Below are 16,747 nucleotides of genomic sequence, written 5' to 3'. Positions count from 1 at the left end.
GAGTTTACCACAGATAGCGCAGATTAACACAGATAAATAAGTGATGATTTGACTATCATCTAATAAGCCAAAAAAAATCTGTGGAAATCCGTGAGAATCTGTGGTGAAAAAAAGTGGATTCACCACAGCTAGCACAGATTAACGCGGATAAATTGGGGATTTTATCATTTGGTAGAAAAAAAATTATCTGTGCAAATCCATGTAAATTTGTGGTGAAAAAAGTGCACCACGGATTACTTAGATTAGCACAGATAAATTATGCATTAATCTGGTTTACATGAAACCAAAACAAAAGGGTTATTTTAATCTGGGTGAACATTTAATGATATCCTTTTACATATAATTTAAATGAATCAGATAGTATTATACGTTAATGCATATAATATGAGCCAATTATCAGATTTTGTAAAGACGAGAAGGAGGAAATTGGCCATCACGCAGGAAGAATTCGCAGAAAAGGCAGGGGTTGCACTTACGGTTATTCGAAAGATTGAACAGGGCAAAGAAAACCTCAGTTTGACAAAGGTCAATCAGGTACTCCAAATGTTTGGCCATGTGGCGGGTGCTATAAATGAAGACCATGCGGCAGAGGATAAATAAAGATCTGCTCAAAGAAATCCCCAAAAAATCTGTGGAAACCCTGCGAATCAGTTCCTGTACTTTTGGTGTAAAAAGATTTTCCCCTTCCAAAAAAAGCCACTATCTTGTTAGGGAATTTACGGGAGGAAATGCAGGATTTTTTGACTAATGAAGTTGGGAAGATCTGGTATTTTGTAAGCAGTTAGCTATCTGGGAATGTTTTTAGGGAGGTAAGCAAGTAGTACGAATCGAAAAGAGTAATGACAGATAATTTCACGATAGATCAAATCAGGGATGAGATTATAAAATTTAAAAATGATCCCGACTTCCAAAAGTTGGAAAACTTTTACTATTCCAAATCATTCTCAGAAATATTGGGCGTTAGCCGAAGGGAAATCAGCCATAGCGGATTTCTTGCCTGGTTGTTAGGAAACCAGGAAAGCCATAATTTGGGAGAATTTCCGATCAAGAAATTTTTAGACATAATTTTAAAATTTAGCAGTGATAAGTTAAAAAGCAAGCACCGCGACCTTTTAAATTCTTTTGTGACAGAGGACTACCTGGTTGAAAGGCTTTTCATTAAGCCTGAGTATTCGATCAAAAATTTTGGGAGACTTGACCTCTATATTGAATTGACCCTTTTAATTGCAGGAAAAAAGAAGAACATACGATTGGTTATTGAAAATAAAGTTGAAAGCAGAGAGAACAACGATCAAACGAACAGCTACTTCAGATTCTTTAATCCTTCAGAAAACAATGACAATATTGTAATCTATATTTACTTAACCCCTATCTCAACGCTTGAACTAATAGAACTAACCGAGCCGGAATGTAACTGCAAAGAATTTATTCAAATTAATTACCAATCTATTGTAGACTACTTGATTGAACCCGCATTAAACCAAAATATTTCTGCGCGTACAGAGAATATATTAACTGAATATTTAAAATCCTTAAGTCAACCTTCGATTAACGAAGAAGCTGATGGACACAAACAGGAATTGATTATGGCACTCGGTAATGAGGAGAGGAAACTATTATCTAGTTTTTGGGAAAAAAACCAAAAACTAATTTTGGCGTCCCTGTACGCAATTAGTTCTGATCCGGAACAGGAAAAAGATACAAGGGAAAATATTAAAGAAGCTCTTGATAGTTTATCCTCCGACAGAGACCGAAGTACCTATAACCTAAAATACAATGGGGAAATTTTTAGCAGAAATTTTAAAAAATCTGACATTGGACTTCAGACAATTAACTTGCTTGAAGCCAATGGCCTTATTGACGATAATGTTATCAGCTTTTTGAGAGAGGACAAAAGTTGTAGTTTTTTTCTGTTAAAGAAAAAGGAAGATTTTACAGACACGGAAATTAAGTACAGAAAATACAGAGCAAATGAGGCTCCTGAGCTCATTTATAAAGGAGATGGGTATTATGTTGCAAGAAATTGGGGAATCGGCAACATACATAAACTTATCAATAAATTCACTGAAAAATTCCCGGGACTAGAATATGAAACAAATTAGGGGGAGCCAACGCCTTCCATCCTTGGTATTTCAAATACACCCTTATTTCAGTAAGACAAATTAATTTTATCATGGCAGACGTTCACGAACCGGAGGTAAGAAGCTATAACATGAGCCGGATCAAAGGGAAGAATACTAAACCAGAAAATTTGGATATGGAATTCCTTCAAGAACCAGTTTTCCCTTTCTGTTAATTTAGTTAAAAAAATGAGCGCATGGTCTAACATCGAAGTCGAGTTGATTGTAGCAGATTATTTTAGCATGCTTCAAAAAGAATTGTCTGGGCAGGAATACAAAAAATCAGAACACAGAAAGAAATTGCTGCCTTTGCTTTCTAGTCGATCAGAAGGGTCTATTGAATTCAAGCATCAAAATATTAGTGCAGTTCTGATCAACCTTGGTCAGCCTTACCTAAATGGGTATTTACCACGATATAATTATCAGTGGAAATTAGAAGAAGTAGTAATTGTCTATCTCAATGGCCATCAGTCAATAGAGGAACTATTTAAACAATTTGCAGAAAAGGAAATAAATCAACCATCAAGGATAAAAGATTTTAAAAATCTAGTTGTGGATGCCCCCTTCCGAAACAATAAATTAGAGGAACCATCTGCGGCCTATACTAGAAACCCTATTAAAATTAATTATTTAGAAAAGGAACAGAAAAACAGGAATCTTGGCTTATTGGGAGAAGAAATGGTGTTAGAATATGAAAAATGGCAACTCAGCATTTCTGGAAGAGAAAATTTGGCTGATCAAGTAAAGTGGATTTCAAAAGAAGAGGGAGATGGAGTCGGCTTTGATATTCTTTCAAAAAACCCCAATGGCACCGATAAGTATATAGAAGTAAAGACCACCAAACTGGGAAAGGAAACCCCATTTTTTTTCTCAAGAAATGAGTTGCAGTTCTCAAAACAGAAATCGAATAACTTTCATTTGTATCGGTTATTCAACTTTGAAAAAAATGCAAAAATGTTTCTTAAAAATGGAGGTTTGGACACGATTTGTACGTCAATCCCCATAACATTTAAGGGATATTTTTAAAAGGTAAAAGTAAAAACAAACGTAGAGTATTCCATCAGCTAACCATCATTCCTCGAATAGTAATTGTCAAAACGAATGATCCACCCAAAAAAGTTATCTGTCTGTAAAATTTGAAGGAGGCCAGAACACAGCTGTAAAAAATCCGCAAAAAAGATTTTGGTCAAGCAATTTATTTGTATATCAAATAAATGGAATCGGAGTTATCAATACACTTTTTGATGTTTGATAATTGCAAATATTCCGTATTCGAATATGGAATAATGTCTTTAAACCCGATAAGGTATTTTAGAAACCATTGAAAAAAGAAGTTTCGTTGATGCCGCCATGCTGCAGGTTCTCCAGGCGCTCGTTTAAGGCATTTGAAGTTTCCGGTTCATTATATCTGGCATAAATTTCCTTTAAAGCAATGAGCGTCTCCACGCTGTTCGGGTTGATCCTTTCCGCCTTCTGGAAATAAGGAAGCGCTTGGTCAAATGCAGCGAATACCCCGGCTTCCATGGCTTCGTATTTCTCCATACCCGCCGGGCTATTGTCTGAGGACAGTTCACTCAACGCTATTGTCATCGTAGCAGCGCGGTTGTAGTACAGGGTACCGGTGCTATACAGCGCATCGAAATTGGTTGGATCTTTTTCCAGGGTCTGATGGTAATAATTGAAGGCTTGGTCGAAGTAATTCCTGGCCCGGTCGCTGTTTCCGGCCGCAAGTTCGCGCTGGTACAAATTATCGTATACGCCACCCAGGGTGATGTAGAGTGCCAGATTATCTGGTTCCCTATTGATGGCCATTTTCAATTTATCAATGAGTTCATCGAGTCGGTTGAGCTTCAGGAAATGATTGATCTCGGCAAACAGCAGCGAGGTCTCCCCGGGATATTTTTCCCGACCAGCCTTCAGGTACGGATAGGCGGCTTCCATGCTGGCTACTTCGCCCCTGGCATGGATGGTGTACAGGGCTTCATAGATAGCGGCGTTATCGTAATTCGCCTGGTAGAGCTCTTCAAAGAGCGGCCTGGCCGCCTCGGGCATGTGGTTGTTCAGGGCCGCCAGGGCCGTGATGTATTTCTGGTCCATCATGGCGTATGCATCATCCAGAATGCTTTCCTCACCTTGGTTTTTCAGGATTTCATGTGCGGCCAGACCCGAGGAGAAGTTGAGATAAGCCGATCCGTAGTCTTGGGCTTCGAAAGCGTAGATCCCAAAGTTGTAAAGGTGCCCTTGTACTTCCAGGATACCCTTTAATGCGTCCTGAAGAAGATAACGAGGAGAATTTATTACCTGCGCATGCTTCTCTACAGCAGTTGCATACGCGTTAAATGCCTTGACAGCCACACCGTCTACCTGCGGAAGTTCTTCTAAAGAACCCAGGCAGGTCTGTTTCACAACAACGATTCGGCTAGCCAACGTGTTCAATATTTCCCCTTTCAGGATGTAAAATTTCGGATCGCCAACATCTTCGCCAAGAGGGTCCGGCAAAATGGCGGCTACGGCTTCTTTAAGCCTTTCTTTAGAAGCATGAGGATCGAGATTGTATGCGGCCAGTGCTTTCGCAGCGGCCTTCACGCCTGCATGTTGCGCCTGTACCGAAACAGCGGCCAAAACAAGGGCAAGCATTCCTAAGATCATTTTATTCATAGCCGTTCATATTTAATTGATCAGGAAATGGGAGTTTTGATCGTAAAAACCAAATTAGCGCATGTGAATAGAGATTCAGTAAGTTAGGAAATATTTCTGTTAGAAACTGTCATTATGCTGCGTATTGCCGAATGCTTGCTGGTCCTTTTCGTTTTTTGGGAAGGATTAGGGTGAGGATGGAAAGTGTGCCTTTGGGGGATCCATTAACTTCAAACCTCAGTTGCTTCCTAGAAATGGTCCCGGCCATCCCTTGCCATAAAACAGGCCCTTATATTCCTTCTATGGTTTCCTGTTTTTGAACCATATAAGGCATATAAGCACATATAAGGTGTTTTTGAATTGGGTCAAAGTTGTAATACCGTCAAATTGCTTTTATCGTGTCAGTTGAAATGAAGCTGTAAAATTGAAAGGAGCCCACTTCTATGCCCTTATATTTCTTCAATGGTTCTATTTTTTTGAACCATAGAAGGCATATAGGAACATATTAGGTTTTTTTGAATTGGGTCAACGGGGTTATTCCGTCGAAGTGCGTTTATCCTGTCAGTTAAAATGAAGCCGTAAAACTGAAAGAAGTCTTCTTCTATGCCCTTATATTCCTTCTATGGTTCCCTATTTTTGAACCATATAAGACATTTAAGAACATATAAGTTTTTTGAATTGGCTTTAAACGGTTTTTCCGTCAAAGTGCTTTTATTCCGTGAGTTAAAAGGAACCCTATCGCTAAAAAGAGCCCTCTTCTATGCCCTTATATTCCTTCTATGGTTCCCTGTTTTTGAACCATATAAGGCATTTAAGAACATATAAGGATTTTTGAATTGCCTCAAAGCGATTATTCCGTCAAAGTGCTTTTATTCTGTTAGTTAAAAAGGGACCCTATCACTAAAAGCAGTCCTCTTCTATGCCCTTATATTCCTTCTATGGTTCCCTATTTTTGAACCATATAAGGGATAGAAGAACTATAAGTTTTTTGAATTGTCTTTAAACGGTTTTTCCGAGGGCCAATAATTTCGAATACCTGCTGGCTACTGATTGAGATTTTCTGTACTTTCAGTGCTGCTTATCCGGTAGTTAATTCACAAAATTACTTAACAACTATGAAAATTTGTTTAATAGTTCTCCTGACAGCTCTTTTCACTGTAGTCCAGGCCCAGGAAAAAGTCCAGGATTTTTCCCTTCCTTCTGCTCTGGGAAACCATGCGCCGTTTAAATTAAGCGAGGCCAAAGGCAAATATGTGGCCCTCCATTTTTTATTGAAGACAGAGTGCCCTTTTTGTATTCGCCATACCCACGAATACGTGGAAAATTCACCTGAAATGGATCAGGTCATCCATGTATTTATCAAACCGGATACGGAGGAAGAGATCCGGCAATGGGCAGAAAACCTGGAACAGACAAACTTTCCCATATACCGTGATGCAGAAGCTAACCTGGCAAAACGGCTGGATATACCGGGAGGTTACCCCTTCCACGGTCAATTGGTTCATTACCCCGCATTGATCCTGATCAATCCTGAAGGAAGAGAAGTGTACCGGTATATAGGAAAAAACAACAGAGACCGCCTTCCCTTTAAAGAATTTAAAGCCATGATGGACAATATGTCGGAATAGGCAGGGCGACAAATAAACTTTTTATTTGAAATCATTTATTGTAAATTAAGCCAATGCCAAACTTCTTTGCGATTTTTAGAGTTTGATATTATTTACCGGGACTTAAAACCAACCCTGCATGACTTTGCCAATAATAATAGCTTTATGTATACTGATGTTGTCAGCGTATTTTTTCGACATCACCTCGGCCAAAACAAAGATTCCTCCGGTGATCCTGCTGTTTGCCTTGGGCTGGGCGGTGAATCAGCTGGCGGAAATCTTCTGGTTGGGCATTCCGGACCTGAGTACTGTTTTGCCCTTTTTGGGTACCATAGGTTTGGTGCTTATTGTACTCGAAGGGTCTCTGGAACTAGATTTTGATGAATCCAAGTTTTCCTTTGTAGGCCGAACCATTCTGATTGCAATAATTCCCGTGCTGATTTTCAGTTTTGGGCTGGCATTTGTATTCAGGCAGTTTGTGGATGTGTCGTTTAAAAGCGCTCTGCTTAATGCCATACCATTTGCCGTTATCAGCAGTGCCATCGCCATACCTTCAGTTAATAACCTGAGCGCTAAAAACAAGGAATTCGTAACTTATGAAAGCAGCCTATCGGATATTTTTGGCGTAATCTTTTTTAATTTTTTATTGGAGAATGAAAAAATCGGCCTGGCTTCGGTGGGTTATTTTTTTGGAGAAATCATATTGATCCTGATCATCACTTTTGTTGCCAGCATCATTCTGGCTTTTTTAATCAGCAGGATCAAACATCCCGTCAAATTTGCTCCGATTATTCTGGTCATTGTATTGATTTTCGCAGTCTCCGAATTGTACCATCTTCCGGCACTGATCTTCATTTTGCTCTTTGGTTTGTTTATTGGCAACCTCAATCAGCTCAAGCAGCAAATATTTGTAAAGAAGCTCCATACCAAAAGTTTCAAAAAGGAAATCAGGAAGTTTAAGGAGTTGACCATGGAACTTACTTTTTTGATACGGAGCCTGTTTTTTCTGGTATTTGGCTTTCTGATCAATACCAGCGAACTTTTCAATTCGGAGACAGTGATCTGGTCCCTGACCATTACAGGTGGGATACTCCTGTTAAGGTTTTTTATTTTGCGTATTTTCAAGATCAAAATTCTCCCCTTATTGTTCATTGCTCCCAGGGGATTAGTTACCATATTGCTTTACCTCAGTATTCCTGCTTCGCTTGCCATCGACATTGCGAATGACTCCCTGATCATCCAGGTAATCATTTTTACCTCTGTTGCCTTGATGCTGGGCATGTTGACCGCAAAGCCTAAAGAAGAGGAAGCTTCCAGCGAAGCGACCTAAATTATTTTCTCCCGGCTTGCCTGAAAAATTGTGAGTCGCTTACTTCTGAGGAAGCAGTATCTGTCAATTGTAGATCCAGCTTGCAAGCTGGCTTACCGGGACATGCCCCTGGCCATTATGGGGATGATCATTTCTACCTTACCCCTGCGGATGCCATAAATGCGGTCATACAAATTGATTGCGGGGTCACAATGAGGAACGATCACCTCTAATTTATCGCCTACCTGGTAGGACTTATTGGCTGTTGTGTAGGTAATGGTGCCATATTCATCTGAACCTGCATTGTAGGTAAAATCCGGTTCACTGATAACGATTCCGCTGGGTTTGTTGATGGTAAATGCCTTGGCACCCGAATCTGTGATCAGGCGGTTGGGATGGTTGGTGTTGATGATAGTGGTCATGACAGTTAGCGAGGGGTCAAAATCATCGTAAAGAGCCGCATTGTCCTTGCTTCCAATGGCCATGTACTGGGCGTCCATAAATAAATAGCTGCCTACCTGTACATCTGTAAAACCAGGGATATCTGCCATCATGTCGTAGGTACCGGTGCCGGCTCCGCTGAAAATTTCCACATTGAGGCCTGACTTAACAAGGCTCTCGTAGGTTTCCACTACAGGTTCAAAAGTCTGTACTGTTCGCGCTTTCCTTGCGGCATGGCCTTTGACATGCTGTGCTCCTCCGTCATAAGCCAAAATACCCATGAACCGAAGATTAGGAGCGCGGTCTACCAGCTGAGCCAATTCAAGAGCGGGTATACCGGTAGGTACTCCAGATCTCCTGATTACATCCAGGTCCACCACCACCTCCGCAACGATACCTGCTGCTTTGGCCGCATCCTGAAGGTCCCTGGCATTTACCGGGTTGTCCACGGCTTGAATAAACCCGGAGTGTTTTTTTCTCAGGGCCATGGCCTTCCTGATTTTTTCGGGTGTCACATTTACGCCCGTCATCAGGACCTGGGAAATGCCATTTTCCAGCATGATTTCCGATTCCGACAATTTCGCCGCACAAACACCTACGGCACCCGCTTCCATTTGCATTTTGGCCAGGAAAGGACTTTTGTGGGTTTTGATATGCGGCCGCACACCTATACCCGTACCCTGGAGATTTTGATGGACTTTTTTGAGATTGTATTCCATGACCTCCAGCTCCAGACAAAGAGATGGTGTCTCCAGTTCCCATTTGGAAAGCCCAATTTCGTTTGTTGTGAGAATGGGAGCTGGTGTAGCGGTACTTTTTCCGGGAAGAAAAAAGGCACTGCCTGCCATGCCGGTATATTGAAGGAATTTTCTGCGGTTAAATTGATTTGTCATGGATAGTGGTTTTGGTGGTTTTTAAAAATAGTGATTTTACCTGAATGGGCCAGCATGATTTTACCAGTGATCGATAAAAATGCTGTAAGTATGGCAGTTATGCCCCTCCTTTGGAAGAAAATTTCCGTCGCGGAGTACCCCTAAAGTTTTCTCTTCATTGAAAATAGCCTATATTGAGGTATCTTAAAATAATTTCATGCAACAATTAACCATTGTAAAATATGGAGCCGCCAGAGAGGCCTTTGAACTCCGGGAGGTTTCACAGCCTGAACCTGAGCCACATCAGGTGTTGGTTAAGGTGGAGGGTTTTGGCCTCAACTACGCCGATGTGATGGCGAGAAATGGCTTGTATAAGGAAGCGCCTAAAATCCCTTTTGTTCCAGGCTACGAAATCGTGGGATTAGTGACCGGGAAAGGTGCCGGAGTATCGGAAAAATTCCTGGGAAAAAGGGTGGTTGCATTTACCCGGTTTGGGGGATATGCTGATTTTGCCCTGGCCGATCACAGGGCCATTGTCCTATTGCCTGCGGATATTCCGGGTGGGGAAGCCTGTGCACTCGCTACCCAATATTGTACGGCATATTACATGACTGACTATCAGGGCCGTCTTCATGCCGGGGAAATTGCCCTGATACATGCCTGTGCCGGAGGAGTAGGTACAGCCCTAACCCAATTATGCAAGCGTATGGGAGTTAAGGTGGTAGGCCTTTGCAGCTCTGCCCGGAAGATGGAATATCTGGAAAAGATGGAGGTAGATTTTCGGGTCAATTATAAGGAGGTAAATTACTCAGAGGCCATTGAGAAGGAATTTGGGAAACGAAAGATGGACCTTATTTTTAATACCGTGGCGGGCAAAAGTTTTAAGGATGACCTGAGGCTGCTTTCCTATGGCGGGCGCATGTTTTGTTTTGGAGGCGCAGCCAGGAGCGGTCAAAAGGCCCATGTCTTCAACGATCTCGCATTTTTACTAAAAACCGGGTTTATCAGTCCTCTTTTTATGATGATGAAGTCTCAGGGCATTATCGGGGTTAACATGCTACGGCTTGCTGATCACCGCATCGATATCATAGGCCATTGTTTACATGCCCTGGTGGGTTTATGGGAAGAAAATGAAATCCAACCACAGGTAGGAGCAACATTTAAGGCAAAAGATATAGCAGCGGCACATGAATTGCTTGAATCAGGGAATAGTACCGGAAAAATATACGTGAATTGGTGATGCGGAAAAGTAAAAACAGCTTTATTGTCCCTTACCCTCACTTGACTGTTTTAAACTTAGTATAAAATTAACCAAACCAGATGATACTCTTGTTTTTTTATTTGTTTTTGGCCATAGGGGTATCTTTTGTTTGTTCCGCCCTTGAAGCGTCTTTACTCAGCATCACTCCTTCCTACATAGAATCCCTGAAGCAAAAAGGGAAAAGCTATGGGAAAGGATTGGAAAAGCTGAAAGGAAATGTGGACAGGCCGCTTGCGGCCATATTGAGCTACAATACCATTGCCCATACGGTAGGTGCAGCAGGTGTAGGTGCTCAGGCGACCAAAATTTTTGGTGAGGCTTACTTTGGAATCATTTCGGCATTATTGACACTGGCTATTCTGGTGCTTTCAGAAATTTTCCCCAAATCACTGGGGGCTACTTACTGGAAACAAATGGCACCCATTATGGGAAAAGTACTTAATTTCATGATTTTGTCCATTTATCCCCTGGTGAAGGTATCGGAATGGATGACCCGTTTTTTCAAGGATCAGGGAGCAAACCAGACCAGCAGGGAAGAAGTGGCTGCGTTGACCAACATGGCCACGAGAGAAGGGGTATTGGAAGAAAATGAGTCCAAAATTATCTACAACCTGATCCGCTTCCAGTCTATATTGGTGTACCATGTAATGACTCCCCGAACTGTTACGGTAGCTTTGGAAGAAAACATGAATTTAAAAGAATTCTTGCTACACCCTGGGATCAAGAAATTTTCCAGGATTCCCATTTATGAACAAGCCATCGACCAGGTAACGGGATATATTTTAAAATATGATGTACTTGAAAAGTTGGCACAGGATCAGTTCGGATATGTGCTCAAGGATTTGAAAAGAAATATTCTGGTAGTGGAGGTAAACGATCCAATTCCCGAGGTTTTGGAAAAGTTGATGCAAGCCAGGGAACATCTGGCCATGGTAACTGATGAGTTTGGGGGATTGGCCGGAATAGTGACCATGGAGGATATCCTTGAAACACTGTTGGGATTGGAAATTCAAGACGAAACGGATGGGGTTACAGACATGCAGGAGCTGGCCAGAAAGCAATGGAAGGAGCGGGCACTTAAAATGGGATTGTTTCCTCCGGGAGAAAATATAGATTAAAAGTATTTTTGATGATGATCTATCCTTCTTGCATTACGGAAATATATGCCCATCCCGGAATTAGCGATGCGGATCTGGAAAGTATTTTTAGGGCTCATGAGAAGGTTTTTTTCCATAAAGGGGATTTGATTTTAACCGAGGGACAGTTATCCAATGCCTATTATTGTCTGGAAAAGGGCCTGGTCCGGGCCTTTGCCAGAAATATCGACGGTAAAGACATCACTACCGGTTTTATCAGTAAAAATGAAATTGTCATTGAAGTGGCTTCCCTGTTTTTAAGGCAGCCTACCAAGGAAAATATTCAGGCACTAAGTGATTGTGACTGTTGGATGATTGGCTATGAGGCTTTTCAGGAGCTTTTTGAAAGAATTGAAGGCTTTACGGAATGGGGAAGAACCTGGATGTCCAGGGCACTTCTGGCCAATAAGCAGCGGTCTTTAAGCATGATTACTGATTCTGCCACCAACAGGTACCTGCGCTTGAGAGGAGAACAACCCGAAGTGTTGCAGGTGGCTCCATTGAAACACATTGCCTCTTATTTGGGGGTGACTGATTCTTCTCTAAGCCGAATCAGGAAAGAAGTTGCCCAAACGGGTCGTTGATTTCTTGCCTTAGGGCAAGTAGTTTTTTCAAGGGAATGCTTATTTTGTGAAAGTTTAATCCCAGATATAACCTCAACTGTTTGTTTTATGGCAAGAAAAGTAAACGTAGGAACCTGGTTTGAAATCTATGTCGGCGACATGGATAGGGCCAAGAAATTTTATGGTACAGTATTGAATGAGGAAATGATAGATATGGAATTACCGGATGGTTCGGAAGAAGACATGAAAATGGTCTCATTCCCCTGGGTGGAAGGAGCACCCAATGCCAGCGGTGCCCTGGTCAAATCTGACAGCGTGCAGCCTGGTGCTGGAGGCACGTTGGTTTATTTTACTTGTGAAGACTGTAAAGTGGAAGAAAGCCGGGTGGAAAAGGCAGGTGGAAAGATCGTTCAGGCCAAATTCCCCATTGGAGAGCACGGGCATTGTTCCATATGTATGGATACGGAAGGGAATGTTTTTGGTCTTCATTCCATGAAATAAGCAATACCTCATGAAAAAACACCAAACAGAAATCAAGTGGGGAATAATTTTTGGGCTGATGAGCCTGCTTTGGATGGTGTTGGAGCGGATGGCAGGACTCCACGACCAGTACATTGAGCAACATGCCATTTATACCAATTTTGTGGCTATTCCGGCCATTGCTATTTACGTTTTGGGTCTACTGGAAAAAAGGAAAAAGTACTATGGCGGAAGCATGACCTACGGTCAGGGTTTTAAGACGGGTCTTATCATCACACTTGTGGTTACCCTGTTGACACCTTTGACAATATGGCTTACCCTGGCATTAATTACCCCTGATTTTCTTGAAAATGCCAGGTCCTATGCGGTGGAATCCGGAAAAATGGAACAGCAAGCCGCCGAAGCCTATTTTTCCCAGGGCAACTACATGATTCAAAGCATTGTGGGGGCACCGATAATGGGCATCTTGACAACTGCGATCGTGGCATTGTTTACCCGAAAGAAATAAATACCACAACAGCGGCCAAAAATCAACTTCCGGGATAGAATTGTAGTCTTTTTTGGGTACCTTCCACCAGGTAAATCCCTTTGATAGCATGAAAAAATTATTGTTTTGGTGGTCAGAACTTAAATCTACTTTTTGGTTTATTCCTGTCTTTATTATTATTAGTGGGATAGCTTTGGCCATAGGGCTGGTGTATTGGGACAGCAATTCGGAATTTGAACCCAGTGGGGCCATTAGATTTTTTTTTCCGGGTAGTCCTGATGCCGCTAAAGATATTTTAACCATTATATCTGGGGCCATGATCGGCGTGGCAGGAACCGTTTTTTCCATTACCCTGGTGGCCCTTACCCTGGCAAGTAATCAGTTTGGTCCAAGGCTAGTCAAAAATTTCATGTATGACAGAATCAATCAAACAGTTTTGGGAACCTATGTTTCCCTGTTTATTTATTGTCTGATCGTTCTCAATACAGTGAAGGATACCGGGGAGATGCAATTTATCCCCTTGTTTTCAGTGGCCTTTGCTTTGCTGATGGCCATTGCCAATATCGTATTGTTGATCGTATTTATCCACCATGTAGCGATCAGCATACAGGCGGATTATATTATTGGAAATATCTCCATAAATCTATCCCGCCACCTGGCCCAACTTTTTCCCCAGGATATGGGAAATAGGGGGGAACAGCAGATTCATGATATTGAAAAGGTGAAAGAGAGCCATTCCTCATCCCAAAAACTCACCTGCGAATTTGATGGCTACCTGCGGTACATCGATAGCGAGGCTTTGATGAAAGATGTCCGTGAACTGGATGTATTTTTAGACCTGTACCACCGGCCGGGCAGCTATCTGGTTAAAGATCTTGAACTGGGAGAGGTGTATGCACATAAAGACCTGAAAAATGAGGAACTCGACCGTTTGCGGCAGCACTTTTTGGGAGGAAAAACAAGGACTCCCCAACAGGATGCCGAACATGCCATTCATCAAATGGTGGAGATCGCCGCCAGAGCCCTTTCTCCTGGGGTAAATGATCCCTACACAGCGATTTCTTGTATAGATAACCTGTGTAGCAGCCTGGCCTATCTAACAAGTATTCGCTTTCCATCTCCCTACCGGGTAGATGCTTCCGGTACTTTGCGGATAAAGGCTGACGTACTCACCTTTGCCGGAATGATGGATGCGGCATTTAATGCCATCCGCCAGTATGCCAGGGACAGTCCTCCCGTGATCATCAGATTAATGGAAGCCATGATTACGCTCAGTAAATTTGCCCAGACAGAAGAACAAAAAGGGGCTATAAAAAAGCATGCAGAAATGACCTGGAACCTGGCCAAACAGCAGTTTGAAGAAAAAAGGGATTTGGAAGATTTGGAAAAGCGCTACAAAAAAATATCCTGAAAGGAAACAGTCTCTACAACGAGATTATTCGTAATATTGCATTTTCATCAGCAAAAGGTCTGTTTGAAATGGAGTAATTTAACAGTTTCATTTACAAGGTGCTTACAAATTATATTTCCTTCCCTGCTCTTAATAGAGGGCTGATTTTTATTTTGCTTTTGTCAGCCTTATTTGTTTCTGGTGTTCAGGCGCAGCAGTATACCATAGGTTTTCATTCGGGCATGTTTACTCCCATCGATTATGGCAGCAGGTACCCAAATGCCCAATTGGGTTATTCCATGGGCCTGAGTTTTGATTACCGGTTTCAGGGTAAACTATCTTTGGGCTCCCATTATCAGTTTGGAAAATTTTCCTATTCCCCGGAAGCTACCCAGCAAACGGGCTTACCTGAAAAATCCGCGGTTCAGGTTCATTTGATTTACTGGACTTTGCAAAGAAATTTTTCCCTGGGAAATGATTGGAACATGGCAGTAGGAACTGGTCCTGGATTTTTTCTGGCAAGCTACCCTGATGAAAGGGATAGTCAGACAGGTTTACCCCTGTTTACCCGGGACTTTAGCATGCCCTTATTGCTGAATTTATCCAAACCTTTAGGTACCATCGGGACCATAGGATTGAAAACCGGTTTGTTTTTTACACCTTTCTATGCCATTGGGGGCTTCCATTTGGGGCCTGAAATTCGATTTCTTTTTTAATGATGAACGTCAAAAGAACAATTTTATCAATGTTGCTGATTCTCTCGGCAAATGCAATAGCAGCGCAGGGCTTTGATATCCGGCTAGGTCTTGGGTCCTTTAGTCTGAACCGGGATTACGGTTATGAAAGGCCTGCTGTCGGTTGGTATTATTCTATTGGACTCACCCATGACTGGACACCTGAATGGACCATGGGTACGGTTTTTAACCGCTCCTTCAATGCTTATTTTCGGGAATCAGTCGCTGAAACACCAATAATTATTGGAGATCTGCCCATTAGAAGCGAGATTATTTCGGATCATTTTTCATTTATTTTAAGCAGGAAATTTCCCCTTCCATTGGGTTTGAAAGGCCGAATTGGTTTGGGGCTTGGATTGGCGGTAGATGAAAACCGGTTTTACCAGCCGATCCTGTTTGATGAAGAACGGGGAGCCTACAGGGGTTTCAACCTGGTAGACCAATACGCTGTGGGTCTTATTTTTCCTGGTCAAATTTCTTTGCACAAGTCTCTGGGAAATCGGTTGCGCCTCGGCCTGCAGGCAGGCATCATGATGGATCAGCAATTCCGGATGCGTGAAAGCTATTGGGGACCTGAGTTGGGTTATCGGTTTTAAAATTCCGTTAGCCTTTCAGGTTTTGTTGGTATTCAACCAACTACCAATTCCGTGTTTATTAAATACCTGTAAATCAATGTGGTGAAAAAAAACTCTATCATCCTGATTTGTGTATTTTCTATATGCTTAGCCTACCGGTGACGAAATTGAATCATTTATTTTTGATAAAGAAGAAACCCTAAAATATTTCTTAAATAAAGAAGAGATAAATTTTAATACGAAAAGAGCGCAAGCCCGACAAAAAACCGGGGTGCGCAGGAGGCTTGTGGGAGGAAGGATTTTTTTGTCTTGATTTTTTGGTACTTTTCATCAAGGAAAAAGTACAATAGAAACAAGCTAAAATGTCATAAATAGCCTTTGACTCATAATTATCCATTAAACAATGAGAAGTTTATATTCCCTTATAACTGATTTTGAATCCTGGGAATTCTCAAAACCATTTACTCTTCCTTTGGTTTAAGATGGTAATTGTGGCAATAAGCTTATGTGGTAGAACTGTCCAGTATGCCAGGAGCCTAGTCTGAAATTAAAAAATTAAATGTTTTTATCTATCTCCGACCCCAAAACTCTAACCGAAATAAGTTAAATTTAGAAACAAAAAAAGGCATCTTTCTAAAACCTACATCCTATCAAAACATGGAAAATTTAAATGCAATAGGCCTGGATATACAGCGCTCAGAAGAGTTGGCGAAGAAATTAAACGTTTTGCTGGCCAATTATTCCATCTTCTATCAAAATACCAGAGGATATCACTGGAATATCAAAGGGGATAAGTTTTTTGAACTTCATCTCAAGTTTGAAGAGTTGTACACAGACTTGCAGGTGAAGATTGATGACATAGCAGAAAGGATCCTGACCCTGGGCCATGCTCCTCAGCACCGGTATTCCAAGTACCAGGCAGCGTCTGCCATCCAGGAAAGTCAGGAAGTAACTGATGGCATGAAGGCCGTAGAAAATATTTTAGCCTCCTTGAAAAGTATCCTTACCCTGCAAAGGGAATTACTGGATCTTTCCGGTGAAATCGGCGATGAAGGCACCAATGCCCTGATGAGTGACTATATCCGGGAGCAGGAAAAACTTGTTTGGATGTATTCTGCCTTTTTAAAGAAATAAA

Annotated in this window: 16 protein-coding genes; 14 read left to right on the top strand and 2 right to left on the bottom strand. The window is 41.8% G+C overall.

Annotated features, from left to right (window positions below; all coding sequences use genetic code 11):
- The first annotated feature begins 384 nt into the window (after positions 1 to 384).
- From HUJ21_RS15650 to HUJ21_RS15635, 3 genes are all read left to right on the top strand, one after another.
- The gene (locus HUJ21_RS15650; protein WP_291371406.1) at positions 385 to 600 is read left to right on the top strand and encodes a helix-turn-helix domain-containing protein; all 216 of its coding nucleotides are present in this window, start codon (positions 385 to 387) and stop codon (positions 598 to 600) included.
- Positions 601 to 839: 239 nt separating this feature from the next.
- A complete protein-coding gene (locus tag HUJ21_RS15645; protein ID WP_291371404.1) occupies positions 840 to 2,102 on the top strand; it encodes a PD-(D/E)XK nuclease family protein in 1,263 nt (420 codons plus the stop codon).
- Between the two features lie 207 nt (positions 2,103 to 2,309).
- A complete protein-coding gene (locus tag HUJ21_RS15635; protein WP_291371402.1) occupies positions 2,310 to 3,146 on the top strand; it encodes a DUF3883 domain-containing protein in 837 nt (278 codons plus the stop codon).
- 285 nt (positions 3,147 to 3,431) lie between these two features.
- Here HUJ21_RS15635 and HUJ21_RS15630 read toward each other — a convergent pair whose 3' ends face one another.
- Positions 3,432 to 4,526 (bottom strand): hypothetical protein, encoded by a 1,095-nt coding sequence (locus HUJ21_RS15630; protein WP_291371401.1) that lies wholly within the window; start codon positions 4,524 to 4,526, stop codon positions 3,432 to 3,434.
- 1,346 nt (positions 4,527 to 5,872) lie between these two features.
- Between HUJ21_RS15630 and HUJ21_RS15625 the strand changes: the two genes are divergently transcribed.
- Both HUJ21_RS15625 and HUJ21_RS15620 read left to right on the top strand, forming a co-directional pair.
- A complete protein-coding gene (locus HUJ21_RS15625) occupies positions 5,873 to 6,385 on the top strand; it encodes a redoxin domain-containing protein (RefSeq protein ID WP_291371399.1) in 513 nt (170 codons plus the stop codon).
- Positions 6,386 to 6,503: 118 nt separating this feature from the next.
- Positions 6,504 to 7,694, top strand: coding sequence for a cation:proton antiporter (locus HUJ21_RS15620; RefSeq protein ID WP_291371398.1), 1,191 nt, complete (start codon positions 6,504 to 6,506; stop codon positions 7,692 to 7,694).
- 92 nt (positions 7,695 to 7,786) lie between these two features.
- On the opposite strand, the gene HUJ21_RS15615 is transcribed toward HUJ21_RS15620, so the two are convergent.
- Complete coding sequence (locus tag HUJ21_RS15615; RefSeq protein ID WP_291371396.1) at positions 7,787 to 9,007, bottom strand: DSD1 family PLP-dependent enzyme; 1,221 nt, start codon at positions 9,005 to 9,007, stop codon at positions 7,787 to 7,789.
- A 196-nt stretch (positions 9,008 to 9,203) separates the two neighbouring features.
- Between HUJ21_RS15615 and HUJ21_RS15610 the strand changes: the two genes are divergently transcribed.
- The 9 genes from HUJ21_RS15610 to HUJ21_RS15570 all read left to right on the top strand — a co-directional run bounded on the left by HUJ21_RS15610 (position 9,204) and on the right by HUJ21_RS15570 (position 16,746).
- Positions 9,204 to 10,226, top strand: coding sequence for a zinc-binding dehydrogenase (locus tag HUJ21_RS15610; protein ID WP_291371394.1), 1,023 nt, complete (start codon positions 9,204 to 9,206; stop codon positions 10,224 to 10,226).
- A gap of 80 nt (positions 10,227 to 10,306) precedes the next feature.
- Complete coding sequence (locus tag HUJ21_RS15605; protein ID WP_291371392.1) at positions 10,307 to 11,365, top strand: hemolysin family protein; 1,059 nt, start codon at positions 10,307 to 10,309, stop codon at positions 11,363 to 11,365.
- Between the two features lie 11 nt (positions 11,366 to 11,376).
- Positions 11,377 to 11,967, top strand: coding sequence for a Crp/Fnr family transcriptional regulator (locus HUJ21_RS15600; protein ID WP_291371390.1), 591 nt, complete (start codon positions 11,377 to 11,379; stop codon positions 11,965 to 11,967).
- Positions 11,968 to 12,054: 87 nt separating this feature from the next.
- Positions 12,055 to 12,447, top strand: a complete 393-nt coding sequence (locus tag HUJ21_RS15595) for a VOC family protein (protein ID WP_291371388.1) — start codon at positions 12,055 to 12,057, stop codon at positions 12,445 to 12,447.
- 10 nt (positions 12,448 to 12,457) lie between these two features.
- Positions 12,458 to 12,934: a DUF4199 domain-containing protein gene (locus HUJ21_RS15590; RefSeq protein WP_291371386.1), complete on the top strand. Its 477-nt coding sequence runs from the start codon at positions 12,458 to 12,460 to the stop codon at positions 12,932 to 12,934.
- Between the two features lie 88 nt (positions 12,935 to 13,022).
- Complete coding sequence (locus HUJ21_RS15585; RefSeq protein ID WP_291371384.1) at positions 13,023 to 14,324, top strand: DUF2254 domain-containing protein; 1,302 nt, start codon at positions 13,023 to 13,025, stop codon at positions 14,322 to 14,324.
- Positions 14,325 to 14,482: 158 nt separating this feature from the next.
- A complete protein-coding gene (locus tag HUJ21_RS15580) occupies positions 14,483 to 15,019 on the top strand; it encodes an outer membrane beta-barrel protein (RefSeq protein WP_291371382.1) in 537 nt (178 codons plus the stop codon).
- Between the two features lie 29 nt (positions 15,020 to 15,048).
- Complete coding sequence (locus HUJ21_RS15575) at positions 15,049 to 15,633, top strand: hypothetical protein (protein WP_291371380.1); 585 nt, start codon at positions 15,049 to 15,051, stop codon at positions 15,631 to 15,633.
- A gap of 636 nt (positions 15,634 to 16,269) precedes the next feature.
- A complete protein-coding gene (locus HUJ21_RS15570; RefSeq protein ID WP_291371378.1) occupies positions 16,270 to 16,746 on the top strand; it encodes a Dps family protein in 477 nt (158 codons plus the stop codon).
- The last annotated feature ends 1 nt before the right edge of the window (position 16,747 follow it).

Source organism: Cyclobacterium sp. (genome assembly GCF_014762705.1).
GTDB lineage: Bacteria > Bacteroidota > Bacteroidia > Cytophagales > Cyclobacteriaceae > Cyclobacterium.
Note: the sequence above shows the minus strand (reverse complement) of the source record. Positions and strands in the feature narration are given on the sequence as shown.